Origin of the sequence: Herpetosiphon llansteffanensis (genome assembly GCF_003205875.1) — a bacterium.
GTDB lineage: Bacteria > Chloroflexota > Chloroflexia > Chloroflexales > Herpetosiphonaceae > Herpetosiphon > Herpetosiphon llansteffanensis.
Genome location: NZ_PUBZ01000122.1, coordinates 1 through 16,547, shown reverse-complemented (window position 1 = coordinate 16,547; position 16,547 = coordinate 1). Strand labels below are relative to the sequence as shown.

The 16,547-nt window shown below is 52.5% G+C and carries 12 protein-coding genes; 4 read left to right on the top strand and 8 right to left on the bottom strand.

Annotation, left to right across the window (positions count from 1 at the left end):
* Nucleotides 1-220: 220 nt before the first annotated feature.
* Complete coding sequence (locus C5S61_RS19570; RefSeq protein WP_110517731.1) at nt 221-2,947, top strand: glycoside hydrolase family 13 protein; 2,727 nt, start codon at nt 221-223, stop codon at nt 2,945-2,947.
* Nucleotides 2,948-3,086: 139 nt separating this feature from the next.
* On the opposite strand, the gene C5S61_RS19565 is transcribed toward C5S61_RS19570, so the two are convergent.
* From C5S61_RS19565 to C5S61_RS19550, 4 genes are all read right to left on the bottom strand, one after another.
* A complete protein-coding gene (locus tag C5S61_RS19565) occupies nt 3,087-3,419 on the bottom strand; it encodes an MGMT family protein (RefSeq protein WP_054536200.1) in 333 nt (110 codons plus the stop codon).
* A gap of 314 nt (nt 3,420-3,733) precedes the next feature.
* A complete protein-coding gene (locus C5S61_RS19560) occupies nt 3,734-4,969 on the bottom strand; it encodes a sugar ABC transporter permease (RefSeq protein ID WP_110517729.1) in 1,236 nt (411 codons plus the stop codon).
* The gene (locus C5S61_RS19555) at nt 4,966-5,757 is read right to left on the bottom strand and encodes an ATP-binding cassette domain-containing protein (RefSeq protein WP_110517727.1); all 792 of its coding nucleotides are present in this window, start codon (nt 5,755-5,757) and stop codon (nt 4,966-4,968) included. The genes C5S61_RS19560 and C5S61_RS19555 overlap by 4 nt, the downstream gene beginning before the upstream one ends.
* Before the next feature lie 85 nt (nt 5,758-5,842).
* Entirely contained in the window at nt 5,843-6,967 is a 1,125-nt protein-coding gene (locus tag C5S61_RS19550; protein ID WP_110517725.1) for a sugar ABC transporter substrate-binding protein, read from the bottom strand.
* 369 nt (nt 6,968-7,336) lie between these two features.
* Between C5S61_RS19550 and C5S61_RS19545 the strand changes: the two genes are divergently transcribed.
* Nucleotides 7,337-8,368, top strand: coding sequence for a response regulator transcription factor (locus C5S61_RS19545; protein WP_110517723.1), 1,032 nt, complete (start codon nt 7,337-7,339; stop codon nt 8,366-8,368).
* 513 nt (nt 8,369-8,881) lie between these two features.
* Here the strand turns inward: C5S61_RS19545 and C5S61_RS19540 are convergent.
* The 4 genes from C5S61_RS19540 to C5S61_RS19525 all read right to left on the bottom strand — a co-directional run bounded on the left by C5S61_RS19540 (nt 8,882) and on the right by C5S61_RS19525 (nt 14,608).
* Nucleotides 8,882-10,786: a bifunctional metallophosphatase/5'-nucleotidase gene (locus C5S61_RS19540; RefSeq protein WP_240614540.1), complete on the bottom strand. Its 1,905-nt coding sequence runs from the start codon at nt 10,784-10,786 to the stop codon at nt 8,882-8,884.
* 95 nt (nt 10,787-10,881) lie between these two features.
* A complete protein-coding gene (locus C5S61_RS19535) occupies nt 10,882-11,394 on the bottom strand; it encodes a hypothetical protein (protein ID WP_124033472.1) in 513 nt (170 codons plus the stop codon).
* Between the two features lie 133 nt (nt 11,395-11,527).
* Nucleotides 11,528-12,040: an HD domain-containing protein gene (locus C5S61_RS19530; protein WP_110517719.1), complete on the bottom strand. Its 513-nt coding sequence runs from the start codon at nt 12,038-12,040 to the stop codon at nt 11,528-11,530.
* Nucleotides 12,041-12,412: 372 nt separating this feature from the next.
* A complete protein-coding gene (locus C5S61_RS19525; protein ID WP_110517717.1) occupies nt 12,413-14,608 on the bottom strand; it encodes a Kelch repeat-containing protein in 2,196 nt (731 codons plus the stop codon).
* A 384-nt stretch (nt 14,609-14,992) separates the two neighbouring features.
* Between C5S61_RS19525 and C5S61_RS27350 the strand changes: the two genes are divergently transcribed.
* Together C5S61_RS27350 and C5S61_RS19520 are read left to right on the top strand one after the other, a co-directional pair.
* Nucleotides 14,993-15,211 carry a hypothetical protein gene (locus tag C5S61_RS27350; RefSeq protein ID WP_240614539.1) on the top strand — a complete coding sequence of 73 codons (219 nt, stop codon included), beginning with the start codon at nt 14,993-14,995 and terminating at the stop codon, nt 15,209-15,211.
* Nucleotides 15,212-15,286: 75 nt separating this feature from the next.
* Nucleotides 15,287-16,162 carry a transposase gene (locus C5S61_RS19520; protein WP_240614538.1) on the top strand — a complete coding sequence of 292 codons (876 nt, stop codon included), beginning with the start codon at nt 15,287-15,289 and terminating at the stop codon, nt 16,160-16,162.
* The last annotated feature ends 385 nt before the right edge of the window (nt 16,163-16,547 follow it).

Genomic DNA, 16,547 nt, shown 5'->3' with positions numbered 1-16,547 from the left:
TAGCCAGCGCGATACCCCGTTTTGCACCGCTCAATGGTGAGGCTCTGTTGGTTGTTGTGAGGATGGTCTAGGCCGCCATCGTTGCGAGCACCAACAGGGAGCATAGGCAGCCGAGCGCTCGACGCTAGGTTTGGTGTGCCTAAAATTTGGCGCACGGCTCCTATTGAAACGTTGGTGTTTCTCGACAAATACTCTAACAACGTTGTAAACGGAGTCATTCATGCGAAACAAACGATTTGGCGGATTGCTCGTGTTGGTGCTGTTGGTTTTGGCATTGCTGCCAACTCCTAAGTCGGTCGCTGCTGGTGATAATAATGTGCATTGGGATGAGCTGTATCATGCTGCTCCCAACGCCAACCCACGCACCAAGCTTGTGCCAGGCGAAAGTTTTAGCTTTCAACAAGGGGCGAGCAATGGCACGATTGTTTCAACTACCAATGTCCAAATTTCGATTCTGGCGCTGGCTGGTGATTTGACCAGTGCCCAAATTCGCTATTGGAACGGTAGCGAGCAGCTGGTGGCAATGACCAAAATCAAAACCCTCAGCGCCAACTTCCGCAATACCGCCAACACCAGTTACGATCTGTGGCGCGGCACAATTCCAGCCCAAGCCGCAGGTACAACGGTTTATTATCGGGTTCGGGTTTACGATGGCAGCGTTTTGGCGCTGCTCAAAGCCCAAAATGGCACGTACGTTAATCCACGCGGCCAGCATGTGCGCGGCACAAATTACGATCCCGACGATTATAGTTATACTGTCCAAAGTGGAACGAATCCAACTGCCACGCCAACGATTGCCCCAACTGCAACGCGCACGCCAACTCCAAGCGCGACCGCAACCAAAACGCCAACCGTGGTTGCAACGCCATCGCGCACGCCAACCTCAACCGCAACCAATACGCCAATCCCAACGGTTTCAGCAACGCCAACTGGTGTTTGTAGCGGCGCAGCGGTCGGCAACAATACCATCATCAGCAGCGCGGTTTACCACGATAGCACCAATAGCGTCTACCGCGATCCGCTTGGTTCGCTGCAAGCAGGTCAATCAGCCAGCATTCGCTTACGCACCTGTAGCAATGATGTTAGTGCCGTAAGTTTGTCGGTGTGGTTAACTGGCGCGCCATATAGTCAGCCATCATTCAACTATCCATTGAGCGTGGTCAGCAATGATGGAACCTACGCCATCTGGCAGGCCAGCGTGCCAGCGCCCAGCAGCTCAAGCGATCAGTGGTATCAATTCAAGCTCAACGATGGCGCGACGCTTGGCTATTATGTGGTTGCCAATACCAGCAACACTGGCCCGGGCGTTTGGAGTGCAACGGCGATTGATCGTTCGTGGAAATTGGGCACTGTGCCAGCACCACCCCAAGATTATGCAGTGCCAACATGGCTGCAAGATGCAGTCATCTATCAAATTTTCCCCGACCGCTTCCGCGATGGCGATAGCACAAATAATTTTAACAACGTGCGCGTGTATGGCCCCAATACCTGCAATGGGTATAGTGGCGCTGGCGCACCCAACTGTCTGGCCTCGATTCACAGCAATTGGAACGAAACCCCAACCACGCCTGGCTATGGCATCGATTTTTATGGCGGCGACTTACAAGGCATCGTCGATAAAATTAATGCTGGTTACTTCAACGATTTGGGCGTAAATGTGTTGTATCTCAACCCAATTTTTGATGCTTCATCGAACCATGGCTACGATACCAACGATTATTATGGCATCAACCCACGCTTCGGCAATTTGGCAAAATTCGACGAGATGATTGCCGCCGCCGATGCCAAAGGACTCAAAGTGATTCTCGATGGCGTGTTCAACCACGCTGGCATGGATAGCATTTATCTGCAAGGCTACCCGGGCTACAAAACCGACCGCTGGACAGGCATCAACGGCGCGTGCGAATCGGCTTCATCGCCCTATCGCAGCTGGTTTACCCAAGGCTCGGCTGGCACAAGCGGCGCGTATCCATGTGCTGGCAGCTGGGGCTGGAAGGGTTGGTATGGATATGAGACCATTCCCGAATTTATCGAAAACGACCCAGTTAAGCAATTCTTCTATCGCGATGGCAGCGCCCAAAGCCCGAATGGCACATCGGTTACCCGTTTCTGGCTCGAACGTGGGATTGCAGGCTGGCGCTTCGATGTAGCCCAAGACATCACCCACGCTTGGTGGAGCGATATGCGGCCCTACGTTAAAAATGGCTATGGCGATAGCGAAAGTTTATTGCTTGGCGAGGTGACTGGCGGCTGTGATTGGGGCTTGTATCGCGCCTATCTCAACCAAAACGAGCTTGATTCGGTGATGAATTATTGTTTCCGCGATTGGGCGGTGAGCTTTGCCAATGGCAATGCACCTAGCTCATTCGACAGCAGCTACAATGCTTTTCGTGCCCAAATGCCCGCCACACCATGGTTTGGCATGATGAACTTGGTCAGTTCGCACGATTCAACTCGCGCCTTGCGTTTGCTCAACGACGATAAAGCCCGCATGAAATTGATGGTGTTGTTGCAAATGACCTTGCCTGGTGCGCCATCGGTGTATTATGGCGATGAAGTTGGGGTGACTGGTGGCGGCGATCCCGACAACCGCCGGACCTATCCATGGGCTGATAAAGGCGGCAGCCCAGATACAGCGATGTATGCTCATTTCAAAAAATTAATCGGCCTACGTCGCAGCTACCCAGTGCTTAGCAGCGGCGATGTTGCAACCTTGCTGGTCAATGACGCGAGCAAATTGTATGGCTATCGCCGTTGGAAGGGCACGCAAGAAGCGGTCGTTGTGCTCAATAACGGCACTACCAATCAAAGCGCCACCGTCAATGTGAGCCACTTAGCCAATGGCACAGTGTTGACCGATCGATTGAATGGTGGCAGTTACACCGTTAGTAACGGCCAACTAACCGTGCCTGTTGCAGCTCAATCAGGCGTAGTATTGGTAAAATAAGGAAGTCACTCCCTCACCCCCAGCCCCCTCTCCTACTGGACACGGGGGAGCATCCGTGTTTCGTTGACGAATTACGCAAGAACCACCATTTTAAGCCCCTCTCCCGCCGCGTGGGAGAGGGGTTGGGGTGAGGGATAGTTCAAAACTCAAGCTCGCTGGTTTCCAGCCAACCGTAACGCTGCCAGCTAATATAGCCGCGATCATCAAACTCGATGCCCTCGGCCTCTAAGCGCTGACGTTGCTCAATCGCCGTATGTACTGGGCAATTGGTCGAAATTCGGCCCTCGCGATTGACCACGCGCCACCACGCCACATCAGGATATTGCTCATCCAACGAGTGTAGCGCTTTGCCAACAGCCCGCGCATAGCCAGGATAGCCCGCCGCTAGCGCCAAACGCCCATAATTTACAATTCGGCCAGTGGGCACTTGCTTGAGGGTTTGATAAATTGCGCTCAAAAATTCTGTGCTCATACATTCACTCGCTGATAAATCTGCTATCAGCACTTTAGCATGGAACTACAAAACACATTTTTTAGCCACAGATTACACGAATTGCACGAATGATTATTTTAGCCACAGATTGGCACAGATTGCTCAGATTAGGGGTCAGGATTCAGGGACGAGGGATTAGTATTGCCCCCTCACCCCAACCCCTCTCCCGTGGCGTGGGCGAGGGGCTTTAACACCTTAGTTCTTGCGTACTTTGTATTATGACTCCCCCTCGCCCGCGTGCAGTGGGAGAGGGGGTTAGGGGGTGAGGGGATTTACAATAATTGAGTTTGGATCTAACGTCCGCTGTTTTCGCGGCGCGCCCGTGACGCAGCATCGATCGTAACTGCCAGCAACAACACAGCGCCAGTCACAATAAATTTGATCGATGATTTAAGCGCCAGCAAATCCATGCCGTTGGCAATTGCCCCAATCACCAGTGCGCCCAGCAACGCCGACCAAATGCGGCCCCGCCCGCCAAACAAACTCGTGCCGCCAATGACCGCTGCCGCAATTGCGTTCAACAGCACATCGCCATCGCCCGATGATTGATTGGCAGCGTTCAAACGCGAAGCTGCCAAAATCCCGCCACAGGCTGCCAACGCCGAAGCCAGCATAAAAATTGTAATCCGAATGCGATTGACGTTGATCCCTGCGCGGCGAGCAGCCTCAGTATTGCCACCAACTGCATAGACATAGCGGCCAAAGCGCGTGCGTTGAGTAATAAAATCGAAGATAATCAAAAAGGTCATAAAGATGATGACTGCGGTTGGCACACCTTGAATTGGAATCCCAGCAGCATTGGCATTGCGGTTGACGCTCATCATCGCTACCCCAGCCAAAACGCTGGCCCCAACCACACCAACCCGCCATAACACGCCATTCAACGAGCCAACTGGCAATTCGGCAGCACGGCGGCTGCGATATTCGTTGAATACAATCAGGGCATAGACAACCACACCAATCACGCCAAACACCCAGCCCAGCCAAATTGGCAGCCGAAAGTTGGCAATATCAATAATGAATTTGTTGGTGATGTTGATGCTGCCAGTGTCGCCAAGCACCCGTAAGCGCGCCCCTTGCCAAGCAAGCAAGCCTGCCAAGGTCACCACGAACGAGGGCACACGGAAGGAGGAGATCCACCAGCCTTGCAACAGGCCAACCAGCGCCCCAACAACAATCGCGCCAACAATCGCTACGCCAGCAGGCAAATTATGCCGCGAAACGAACACCGCCATCACTGCTGCAGCCAAGCCGCTCACCTGGCCCGCCGAAAGATCGACCTCGCCAAGCAGCAAAATCAGCACAACCCCAGTTGAAATTGTGCCCATTGCGGCAATTTGGACCATCAAGTTGGTCAGGTTAAGCGGGGTCAGAAAGTTTTTGTTGATGCTTTGAAACACAATCGCAATAATAATCAAGCCAATAATGACTGGCAGCGAACCTAAATTGCCTTGGCGAAAGCGTTCTGCTAATGCTTCACGCCAGTTGTTTGGCGCAGCAGCGAGATTGGTTGGTTGGGTCTTCATCATTCAGCTTCTCCATAGGCATTGGCGGGCAGCATTGCCCCGGTAATCGCGCCAATCACTTGTTCGTTGGTGCTGCGCGCTGTGTGGAAGGTCGCAACCCGCCGCCCCAGCCGCATCACAATAATTCGATCGGATACTTCAAATACATCAGCAACATTATGGCTAATCACGACTACGCCCAAGCCACGTTCGCGCAAACGCAAAATCAAATCTTTGACTTGGCGGGTTTGCTCAACGCCCAGCGCAGCGGTTGGCTCATCGAGCAAGACAACTTTGGAGTTCCACATTACCGAGCGGGCAACGGCCACCGATTGGCGTTGACCACCAGAAAGATTGGCAATTTGCACCCGCACACTAGGAATTTTGACGCTGAGATCACGCAGCACTTCAGTTGCTCGACGCTCCATCTCGGTTTCATTCAACAAATCCATGGCTTTGAGGCCGCTGCGCCGCACATTTTCGCGGCCCAGGTAGAGGTTGGAAACTACATCGAGATTATCGCACAAGGCCAAATCTTGGTAGACCGTTTCAACCCCAAGGTCGGTAGCATCGCGTGGGCTATTAATTGAAACGACCTTGCCTTCAAAAATATAATCGCCATCGTCTGGTTTGTAGGCTCCGGCGATGGTTTTAATCAGCGTCGATTTGCCTGCGCCGTTATCGCCAACTAGCGCCACCACTTCATTCGAATAAACTTCGAAATCGACGTTGGAGAGGGCTTGAACCGCACCAAAGCGTTTGCTAACTTGGCGCAATTGCAAGACAGGCATCGCTGCTTCTGTTGCTGTCATGACTCTATTCCTTTTGCTGTGGGTCAGTGGAGTGGCCGCTGGGTTGGCGTTGTGAGCCATACCAACCCAGCGACGAAGAGGCTAGCTATTGAATACCGGCATCAGTACAGGCTTTGGCGAAGTCGCCAGCACAGATCTGATCAACTTTGTGGAATTGGTCTTTGACAATCGTGTCTTTGACGTTGGCTTTGGTAACTGAAATTGGGGTCAGCAAGATTGAAGGAACATCAATTTTGCCGTTGTTGACTTTACCAGTTGCCTTGTCGGAGGTTTTGCCGTTGATCAAGGCGAAGGCCAATTCGGCGGCAGCTTCTGCTTGCGGCTTGATCGCTTTATAGACGGTCATGTATTGGTCGCCAGCCAAAATCCGTTGAATGGCTGCCAATTCTGCATCTTGGCCGGTTACTGGAGGCAATGGTGAGAGACCACCGGCCTTCATTGCTGCGATTGCGCCGCCACCAGTGCCGTCGTTGGCTGCATACACGCCGTCAACTTTGTTGCCAAGGCTGGTCAAGGCTTGTTGCATTTGGTCTTGGGCTTTGTCTGGGCTCCAGTCTGGGGTGTCGTATTCATTGGCAATCGTCAATTTGCCAGCGCTGACTAATGGATCAAACACGCTATGCGCACCAGCTTTGAACAATTTGGCATTGTTATCGGTTGGCGAACCGTTGATCATCACGATGGTTGGGTTGGCAATGCCTTGTTTGGTCAACTCATCGACCAAGCTTTGGGCTTGTAATTTACCAACTGATTCGTTGTCGAATGAAATGTAGTAGCTCACGCCATCTGAGTTGAGGATCAAGCGGTCGTAGGCGATGACTGGCACGTTTTGGGCTTTGGCTTTGTCGGCAATCGAGGCAGCAGCAGCTGAATCAACTGGGTCGAGCACCAAAACTTGTGCGCCGTTGGTCAAGGCTGCTTCAGCTTGTTGCAATTGCAAGTTAGCATCTTGATTGGCGTTATTGTAAAGTACTTGGCAATCGGGGCAAAGCTCTTTCATTTTGGCTTCGAAATAGGGACGGTCGGCAGTTTCATAGCGGGCGGTTTTGGCATCTGGTAAGAATAATGCCACAACTTTGCTGCCACCGCTGGTTGTACCACCAGTGCCCGTGGTTGGAGCCGTGGTAGCACTTTCGCTGCCACAGGCCGCGATCACGCCGGAGAGGAGAACAAGCAAGAGCGAGGTGAATGCGCTACGCCGCACGTTCATAGAGTGGACTCCTTCGTCTGTTAAGACCTACAATCATCATTGATACCGAGTTGTCCGAACAAAAAGCCAACTAAATCGACCGAACCTGCTGCTTGCAGGAGCGCACCAATGCCCTATACCAGCACCAAAGCTACGCTGAGCGAACCATTGCTTTTTTCTGTAGGTGTAGTTTTGCCATGCTGGATAGTTGGTTGGTGGTGGGTTGCCTAAGTTGCGCAAATACGCCGCTTATGGCACGATATTACGTGCTGACTGATGTAACGCTAGTGTACGCCAAAGCCGTTGGTCAACAAACCCCCCAATCCCCCAATCTTCCTAGGGTCTTTCCCCTAGTTCAATGGGGGGATTTCCCCTAAAGCGAGGAATTTCATGCAACTCAATGGCGAGCGTCAGATCCGAATTGTGGTCGCTGATGACCATGCCGTGGTGCGAGCGGGCATTTCAACGGCCTTAAGCGATTTGCCCAATGTGCAGATTGTGGCTGAGGTTGGCGATGGCCCAGGGGTTTTAGCTGCGCTTGATCTACAACCAGATGCCTTGGTGATCGATGTGAGCATGCCGCAATTCGAGCCGTTACAAACGATTCGCCAAATTCGCATGTACTATCCGCAGCTCAAGATTCTGGTAGTCAGCGCCTACGACGACGATGTGTATGTGCAAGGTTTGTTGCAAGCTGGCGTTGATGGCTATCAACTCAAGGATCAGCCGTTGGCCGATATTCGCCTAGCCTTGCAACGAGTGCTTGCTGGCGAGCGCTGGGTTTGCACGCCTTTGCTTTCCAAACTCATGCGCGGCGTGCCCTTGGTTGATAGCGGCCTCACGCCGCGCCAACGCGAATTGCTCTGGTGTTTGCAGCAGGGCGACGATAATCACGCAATCGCTCGTCGCATTGGCCTGAGCGTCAAAACCGTCGAAAATCACCTAACGCGCTTATATCGCCAAATTGGAGTCCAAAGTCGGCTGGAGGCTGTGCATTATGCAGCGCAACACCCACAATTGCCAATGATGCCAACCAGTAGCCAAAACCTTGTCCCAAGCCAAGCGCTAAATGTGTTGATTGTTGATGATAATGTGCGCTATCGCCAACACGTTAGCCGCATGATTAGCAAAATGCAGCCCAATTGTGCTGTGGTTGAAGCCGCGCATCAAGCAGAAGCCTTGGCAGCAGTGAGCCAACGCGCGCCCGATTTGGCCTTGGTCGATGTGGTCTTGGGCGATGAAGATGGCATTGGCTGTGCCGCCCAAATCAAGCAGCAATCGCCAAATACGCGGGTTTTGCTGGTCAGCGCCTATCCTGATCGTGAGTTTCATCGGCGTGGCTTGGCGGTTGGGGCAGTAGCGCTGCTCGATAAAAAAGACCTCGATGCGGCCTCGTTGCGCTTGTTGCTCGAGGATGTGTAGCGCGAAGAGCATAGAACAGAGAGCAGAGAGCATAGGAGAAAGTCAAAAAGCAGAAGTCAAAATCACTAACGCAGAGGCGCAGAGGAAGGTGCAATGGCTATAGGCTATATGTAGTGGTATCACGTTAACCACAGCGTGATCCCCTCACCCCAACCCCTCTCCCGTGGCGCGGGAGAGGGGCTTTAACCCGGTGGTTCTACCGCAATGCAGGGTAAAAAATAGTTGGCTCCCCTCGCCCGCGTTCAGTGGGAGAGGGGCTGGGGGTGAGGGCATGCTCCTCGTTGCTCATCCAATGAACCATGACATATAGCCCATAGCCATTTCCCCTTCGTGCTCTTCGCGTTCTTCGCGGTTAAATTTCATCCCTCATCCCTCATCCCTCATCCCTCATCCTTCATCCTTCATCCTTCATCCCTCATCCCTCATCCCTCGGTTCCTCTGCGCCTCTGCGTTAAAACCTTCTCCTGCTCTCTCCTTTTTTGATTTTTGACTTTTGATTTTTGCCTTTTGAGCTTACTTACGGCGCACAATCAGGCCCAAAGCGAGCAAGAGTATGGCAACCGAGGCCCAAACCCAGCCATAGGTTGGTCGGGTGCTGCTGGTATCAGGCAAGGTAATTGGCACACCTGGCGCTGGCGTGGCGGTTGGTGCTGCTGGCACTGGCGTAGCGCTTGGTTGAGTCGCGTTGCCATAGTAGTGCGCATACAAATCGGGCACTAAAGTAAAGTTGACCTTATTCACCACCGCTGGGTCAATTGTGCCAGCATTTTTAACCGACTCGGCAATCAAATCGCGGATTTCGCTGGTCGATTGATACAAAATCTTGCCTTCGCGGAACATGGCAAAGCCACCGCCGCCACCAGCGCGATAGTTGTTGATTGCAATCCGCAGGGTTTGTTCAGGTGTGATGTCAACGCCATTTAATTGGAGTTTGGTCACGCGCTGGCCTGCGGGCTTGGTCAAATCGTAGCTATAGTCGATGTCAGTGTACAAATCCCAGTTGTAATCGCGAGCATTATCGTTGACCACAGCCTTGGGATCGTCGGGCAAGGCATTGGGATCAAGTTGACGGAAATATTCGGCATTGCGTTCCAAGGCGCGGCGCAGAATATCGCCATTAATTTCCATCACATACAGCGTATTGTCGTAAACATAAATGCTGTAGGCATCGCGCAGCGTAATTTGGCCTGCGGGAATCATGCCGCCATCGGTGAAAATCGCTGCCAATGAAAGATCGACAGGGTAGCCAGCATCAGCAGCTGCTTGCTTTTGCACGTTGTTGATCAAATCGGCCAAGGCGCTATCGCGGTAACGAGCCTTGGGGCCGCCAGCAAATTCGGCGCTGGCTGTGCCAACGGGCTGGCTGATGTAGCTCAAGGTTTGGTCGTGATACGGCTGGGCAATCGCTTTGATCTCTTGATCTTCAGCGACGTTGGTAACTGAAATGTTGGTTGAATCTTTGTTGATTACATTCCAGCTATCGCCATTTTTCTCAACCGTAATCGAAACCTTGCCCAGCGAGCGGCCCCAGTATGATGGCTCGATCAGCAACACGTTGTTGATCACCGCTTTGGGTACGCTCAAGTGCGAGTGGCCAGTCAAAATGACATCAACGCCAGGCACTTCTTGGGCCAACTTAATCGAAACGTTTTCGCCTGGCAACGAACCAGTATCGCGCCATGTGCTGGGGTCGGTCAGCCATGCTTCGGGCTTGGTTGCATCAGCAGGCTGTTTTTCCCAGCCAGTGTGTTGCAACAAGACCACAATGTTGGCCCCTTCGGCACGAATTTGTGGCACATATTGCTTAGCAATTTCAACCGGATCGGCGAATTGCAAGCCAGCAATGTTGGCTGGTTTTTCCCAAGTTGGCACGGTTGGCGTGGTCAAAGCCAAAAAACCAACTTTCACGCCATTCACATCTTTGATGACGTAGGGCTTGAAGGCTTCGCTGCCATCGCTTTTGCGCACATTGGCACTCATCACTGGGTATTGCGCTTGGCTGATATAACGATTCAGCACATCCAAGCCATAGTTAAATTCGTGATTGCCCAACGAAGCAACATCATATTTAAGCGCATTAAACACCGCAGCCATTGGATGGGCGGCATTTTGGTCGATTGCATTGTAGTAGTAGGTCAAGGGCGTACCTTGAATCGTATCGCCATTATCGACCAACAACAGATTGGGATCGAGCGCCCGTTCTTGTTTGATCAGGGTTGCGACCTTGGTCATACCCCATTCGGCGGGCTTGCCGGTGTAGTAATCCCAGGCCATCAAATTGCCGTGAATATCGCTAGTTTCCAAAATTGTGACCGTGCGTTGCTCATTTTGGGCCTTGACGACACCGCTCTGTAAGCCGAGCGGAGCCAAAACAGCCACCAATAGCAACAACGCGAACGCACGTAGCAAACGCATCATTCAATCCTCCTAAAACACTGATATGCTCGTATTGAGATCCAAGCATATAGTGCTATAATACGCCGCTCCGTAGATTCGGTCAAAAATATTAAGTTCTATTTAAGCACAGTATGCTCATTGCATGATGCAGCGGGCGAGCCAACACCCAACAAATCCCATGGGTCTGGATCATGCCAAATAGCCCAAATAACTGAGCCAACTTGGAGCAATACTGGCATGATTAATCCGCCAAAATACATGCTAAACACAACTAGTTCTGCGCCCAAAGCTGGCTGTTTAAATGGCCGATAGCGGAAGACACCAATTATCAAGAGCATTCCAATAATTGTACAAATAATAGTTAATTGTTTTCGATTCTTATCGCCAAGAAGTTTAATGCAAAATGTTGTTAACAAGCTATGCGCAGTTACCAAAACGAATCCTATGGGAACATACACATACATATAATAGGCAAACATAAATATCGATAGAATATAATTATTGACATAGACCATCAATATTCCCAATGGAATTGATGTAATTAATGAAATAATAAGCGTATTTTTCACTATAAAACCGAAAAATGATTTCCTTTTAGGTAATTTATCGGCTTTTGGAATAGTATACACAGCTACAATCCTTTCAAAATGAGAGCAAGCTAGCACTATAATCAAGCATACTATGCTAAAAGTATCATTTTAAATACAAAAATTGTGCAACAAAACTGTTACACAATTCGATCGAGCGCTCAATTATTTGGATTTAACTAATATCGATATCGAGCATTTTGCGCAGTTGTTCGCGGCGTTTTGGTTTGCGACGTGGGCGATAAAATGGATCGCTGGCTTGCAGATCGCGTTTCATCTTTTGTGAACGGCCATTGACCAAGCCGCGTACGTAGGCAGTCAAATCGGCCAATGATGCAGCTTTATCGGCCAGCGACAAAATCCAGCCTTCGCGGGTCATTGGAGCGGGGCCAATCGGGTACATATGGCCAACGATTGCTTGGCACACAGCCGAATCTTCGCCTTGTTCTTCGGCCCAGCGTGCAGCCACAGCGCCATGGTTTTCCAGCGTGCCATAGCGCGAATCAATATCGTGCAACAACGCCGCCCGCGTACAAACCCGCACATCGGCTTTGAGCAAACGGGCAATGCGATATGAATAGCGGGTAACCCGCATTAAATGTTCGTATTTTGCAATCCCATGGTGCAGATGGGTTTGGGTTTCCAGCACTTTGGGATGCGCAAGTAGATCCTCAATCAAATCATCCATCGTTCTTACCTCCTGGCCGATTCAATTGAATTGCGTCAATCGTTATCTCCATATCACAAACTGTACCATGCGTAACTTTTTATTGTCAACCTGTTTTTAGGGATCAGGTGCTAGGGATCAGGGTTCAGAAATCAAATAAGAACATTTTTTAGCCACAGATTCCACAGATTAGCTCAGATTCATAGTCCCAAAAGCCAATAGCCTAGAGTCTATAGCCATGTATCCTCTGCGTTACGTTTATTGATCCATGAAGAGCACGAAGGACACGAAGGGGTAATTGGCTATAGGCTATAGGCAAGAGCCTATTAGTTTTCTTCAGTATTGGCACTACTAAAAAGTGTTCCGATAGCCGATAGCCTTCAGCCAAAAGCCTTAACGTGCTTGATTCCCAACCAGCGGCAAAAATACCTTGCGCAACCCAATCGGTTGGGTCGCGGTCGGCGTATTGGTCGGCGGTGTGGCCGAGGTTGTTGGCGTTTGGCTCAGCGTCGCGGTTGGCGAATGGGTTGGCGTACTGCTCGGCGGCGTGGTTGTTATGGTTGGCGTTTGGCTATTGGTCGGGGTTAGGCTGATTGTTGCCGAGCTGGTCGCGGTTGGCATTTGACTGTTGGTCGGAGTTGGGCTGATTGTCGGCGTATTGGTGTTGGTTGGTGAAGTTATCGCAGTTGGCGTGTTGGTTGGCGAATTGGTCACGGTTGCTGTGGCGGTATGCGTATTGGTTGGGGTTGGCGTGGCCGTCGTCAGCACAAAACGACAAATTTGGAACGATTCGTTGCGGCTGCTCATGGTAAAAGTATTGTTGGCAAATTGACGACCACCAACCACAAATACCGTATCGTTGATGCTATCTGCTTCTGCTCCATAGCGCGAACTGTTGAGCAGCACTTCCGACCATTCGTTAGTCTGCTGATCGAAAATTAAGCTTGAATTCGAGGCTACTACTGGCATCGAATAGCCCGTTGTAATCACAAAAAAGCGGTCGAGAATCTGGGCATCGCCGCCCTGCATTTGGCGACGTGGCAAGTTTGGTGCAGCCAGCCATACATTCAGCGATGGATCATAAAATTCCATCGTATCCAAGGCAGTTTGGTTGCTGATTGTCGCCGTGCCGCCAGCCATATAGAGTTTGTTATCTACCACCCCAGCAGAGGCGAACGCCCGCGCCGTGCTCATTGCTGGGCCAGCAGTCCATTGTTGGCTGGCTGGGTCAAATATCCAAACACTCGCTAAGGCATTGTTTCCATTCGAGCCGCCAATAATATATAGTTTGCCAGCAAGCACCGCCGCTTGATAATAGGCCAATGGCGTTGGCAGGTTTGGGCCGCTGCGCCAAACATCGAGCGTTGGCGAATAAATTTGTAGGTCGCTAATTAAGCCTGTGGTGGTTGAACCGCCATTGCGATAACCGCCCACTAGATAAATTTCGCCATTCAGCGTGGCCGCATCGGTGCCAAAGGTTGCAATCGGCAGCGGCGCACGTTGTTGCCAACTGTCGGTATTTGGCTGATAGCGCAACGTGTTAGGCAAGGCGGGAGAATTATTATTTGGCCCTTGCCCACCAATTTGAAACAGCGCCCCATCGGCACTTACCACCGCTGAATAACGGGCCGCCAGCAACGAATCTTCACGATCAAGCCAATGCCCAAGGCTACAATTGGTCACAATGGCTTGATTAAGCTCAACCAATTCGTTGCTTAATTGCAAGGTCGTTTGATCGCTGGTGCGTGGTTGGGCCGTCGCCGGAATACGTACGCTCACCGTAATTGGGCGGCTGCTTTGCGCAGGAATCGTCAGCGTATTAAATGGTAAACTGCTTGGCCAAGCACTGGGCGCAAGATTAAGGTTGATCGTTTGCGAATTGGGATAATTGTTACGCACACTTAATGGATAGAGCAAGGTATCGCCAGCACAGCCTTGGTTGCTGGTCGTGCCAAAAATTTCAATCGGCGGCGTGTCTTGAATCACCACATCATCAATTAAGAGATTGGCCCCAAAGTCGCTGATGCCCAAAAATCCCAGGTAAAACTGCTGGCCAACGCTAGCAAATGGCAGATCAAGCTGATACTGCGTCCAGCCATCAGTTGCCCGATAGCGTGGATAGCTCGCGCGGGTGGTGTAGTTTTGGCCATCATTGCTGGTTTGAACCAACAGCGTATCTGCTGAGGTTGGAAAAATTGCGCTGTGATAATACCAAAAGCTTGCCCGCAGCACAGTGGTGGTTGGAGTCAATGCCGTTGATAAGCGAGCTGCATTGCCATTGCTCGTTGAATAGCTATTAAAATGAGCCATGCCCGCACCACTATGAGGCTGAGCAGTTGGTCGAGTTGCACTGGTTACGTGCGTCCATTCAGGCTCAGGCGTATCGGTTGCGGTAATAATCGTCGTTGCCCAATTGGCAGGTGGAAAATTGGGGCTATCGAAGCTTTGGTTGATGTAGATTGTTGGTACAAGTGCGGTTTGTGGTCGGGGCATTGGCCGTTGCAGCTCACGTGCTTGAGTATACGAGCCACCAAAAAAAAGCAGCAACAACCCCAGCAGGAGCACAATCCGAAGGGTACGCGTAGTCATGGGCTTGCCTCCAACAAGTACAATCGCCAAAAAACGACATTCGATAGTAGATAATCAACTTAACAAAACATGCTTAGCATCATTATACGCATAATCTATCTAAGAAGGGATCAGGGATGTGATGAGGCTCTAGGCTCTAGGTATACTGGTACATTGGATTGGCAATCGTGTTCCCTCACCCCCCAGCCCCCTCTCCCACTGTACGCGGGCGAGGGGGAGCACCGTTTTCACCAACGAATGACGCAAGAACCAGCCTGTTAAAGCCCCTCTCCCAGCGGATGGGTTTAAGGGCGGACAGGGACGCTCAAACAACGGATACAGCACGACCTCGGTTTGGTATACTGGATGGTGACGAAACCAAACCCAGACCAAAACCGAGGTCGTATGCCGCGTATACCAGCCCTTGCCCACTGGATCAACACCATTCTGACCACCGCCATGCCCACCCTGTCACCCTGGACCGCCCGTCGGCTCACCGATTGGCTCGTCAGTATCCTGCTCATGCAGTCCATCACCACCCGCGTGGTGGCCTGGGGCTGTGCCCTTGGCGTGTCCCCTGCTGCCCATGCCGCCAGTCATGAACGTCGATTGCGCCGCACCTAGCGGGATTCCCAGCTATCGTGGTCACTCCAGCGCGCCATCCTCACCACCACCCTGCGGTTCACCCCTGCGGAACCGGTGACGGTCATCATCGATGAAACCACCCACACCGACCAGTGGACTCTGCTCACCGCCGCCCTCTGGTATCACGGACGCGCCATCCCGCTCGCCTGGGTGCTCCATCCCGGCAACACCCGGCGCGCCACCGCCTTCTGGACCGATACCGCCACCCTGCTTGATCGCGTCCGCCAGATCATTCCTGCCACCACCCCAGTCATCGTCGTCGCCGATCGGGCCTTTGGCTGTCCGGTCTTCACCGATCAGGTGACGGCCCACGGCTGGAGCTGGGTCGTGCGCGTCCAAGGCCACACCCGCATGCTGCTGCGGGGCCATACCGAAGTCCCGATCCGCACGCTGGTGGGGCGGGGTCAGCGGGTAGTACGGCGCGGGCAGGCCTTCAAAAAAGCGGGCTGGCGGACGGTGACGGTGGTCGCGACGTGGGCGGCAGCGGCACCGGAACCGTTGCTGCTGGTCAGCAATCTGACGGCGATTGGGGCGATCGCGCACGCTTATGGGCGACGCTACGCGATCGAAGCACTGTTTCGGGATTGGAAAACGGCGGGCTGGCAGTGGGAGGCGAGCCACACGCGGAGCCAGACGACGCAGGAGGCGCTGGTGCTGGGCATGGCGATCGCGACGGTGCTGCTGCTCCTGCTGGGGACGGCGGAGGCGCAGGGGGTACTGGCCGCGCGTGGGCCAACGCCAACGCCGCGCCGCCCATGGGCGGCGCGGGAGAGCCTGTTTCGGTTAGGGCGGTATGGGGTGCTGCGGTGGCTCTGGACGGGAGCGATGCCGTCGGTGGCGGAGGGGCTGTCGCTGGCGGGAACGGCGCTGCATGGGCCATGGGCAACGACGGTAACCCGGGGTGGACGATTGGGAACTGGTATGACCTAACAGCAATTGCTACCCATTTCCCAACCTGTCCGCCCTCTCCCAGCGGATGGGAGCGGGGTTGGGGTGAGGGGATCAGGCGGTTGTTAACGTGATAAACCAGTACATCTAGGCTCTAGGTTTTTTGGCTATGGGAGTTTTTGGGGAGGCAAGGGGTCAGGTTTTGATCCACGAAGAACACGAAGCGCACGAAGGGACGATGGCTACAGGCTTTGGGCTTTGGGCTATGGGAGATTGTTGGAAATGTCAATCAATGTTCCGCTAGCCAATAGCCAACAACCAAAAGCCATCGTCCCTTCATCCCTCATCCTTTATCCTTCATACTTTCTCCTCTCTGCGCCTCTGCGTTAAAGCCCGATCCCCGCCCCTCGATCCCCAACCCCTAAAT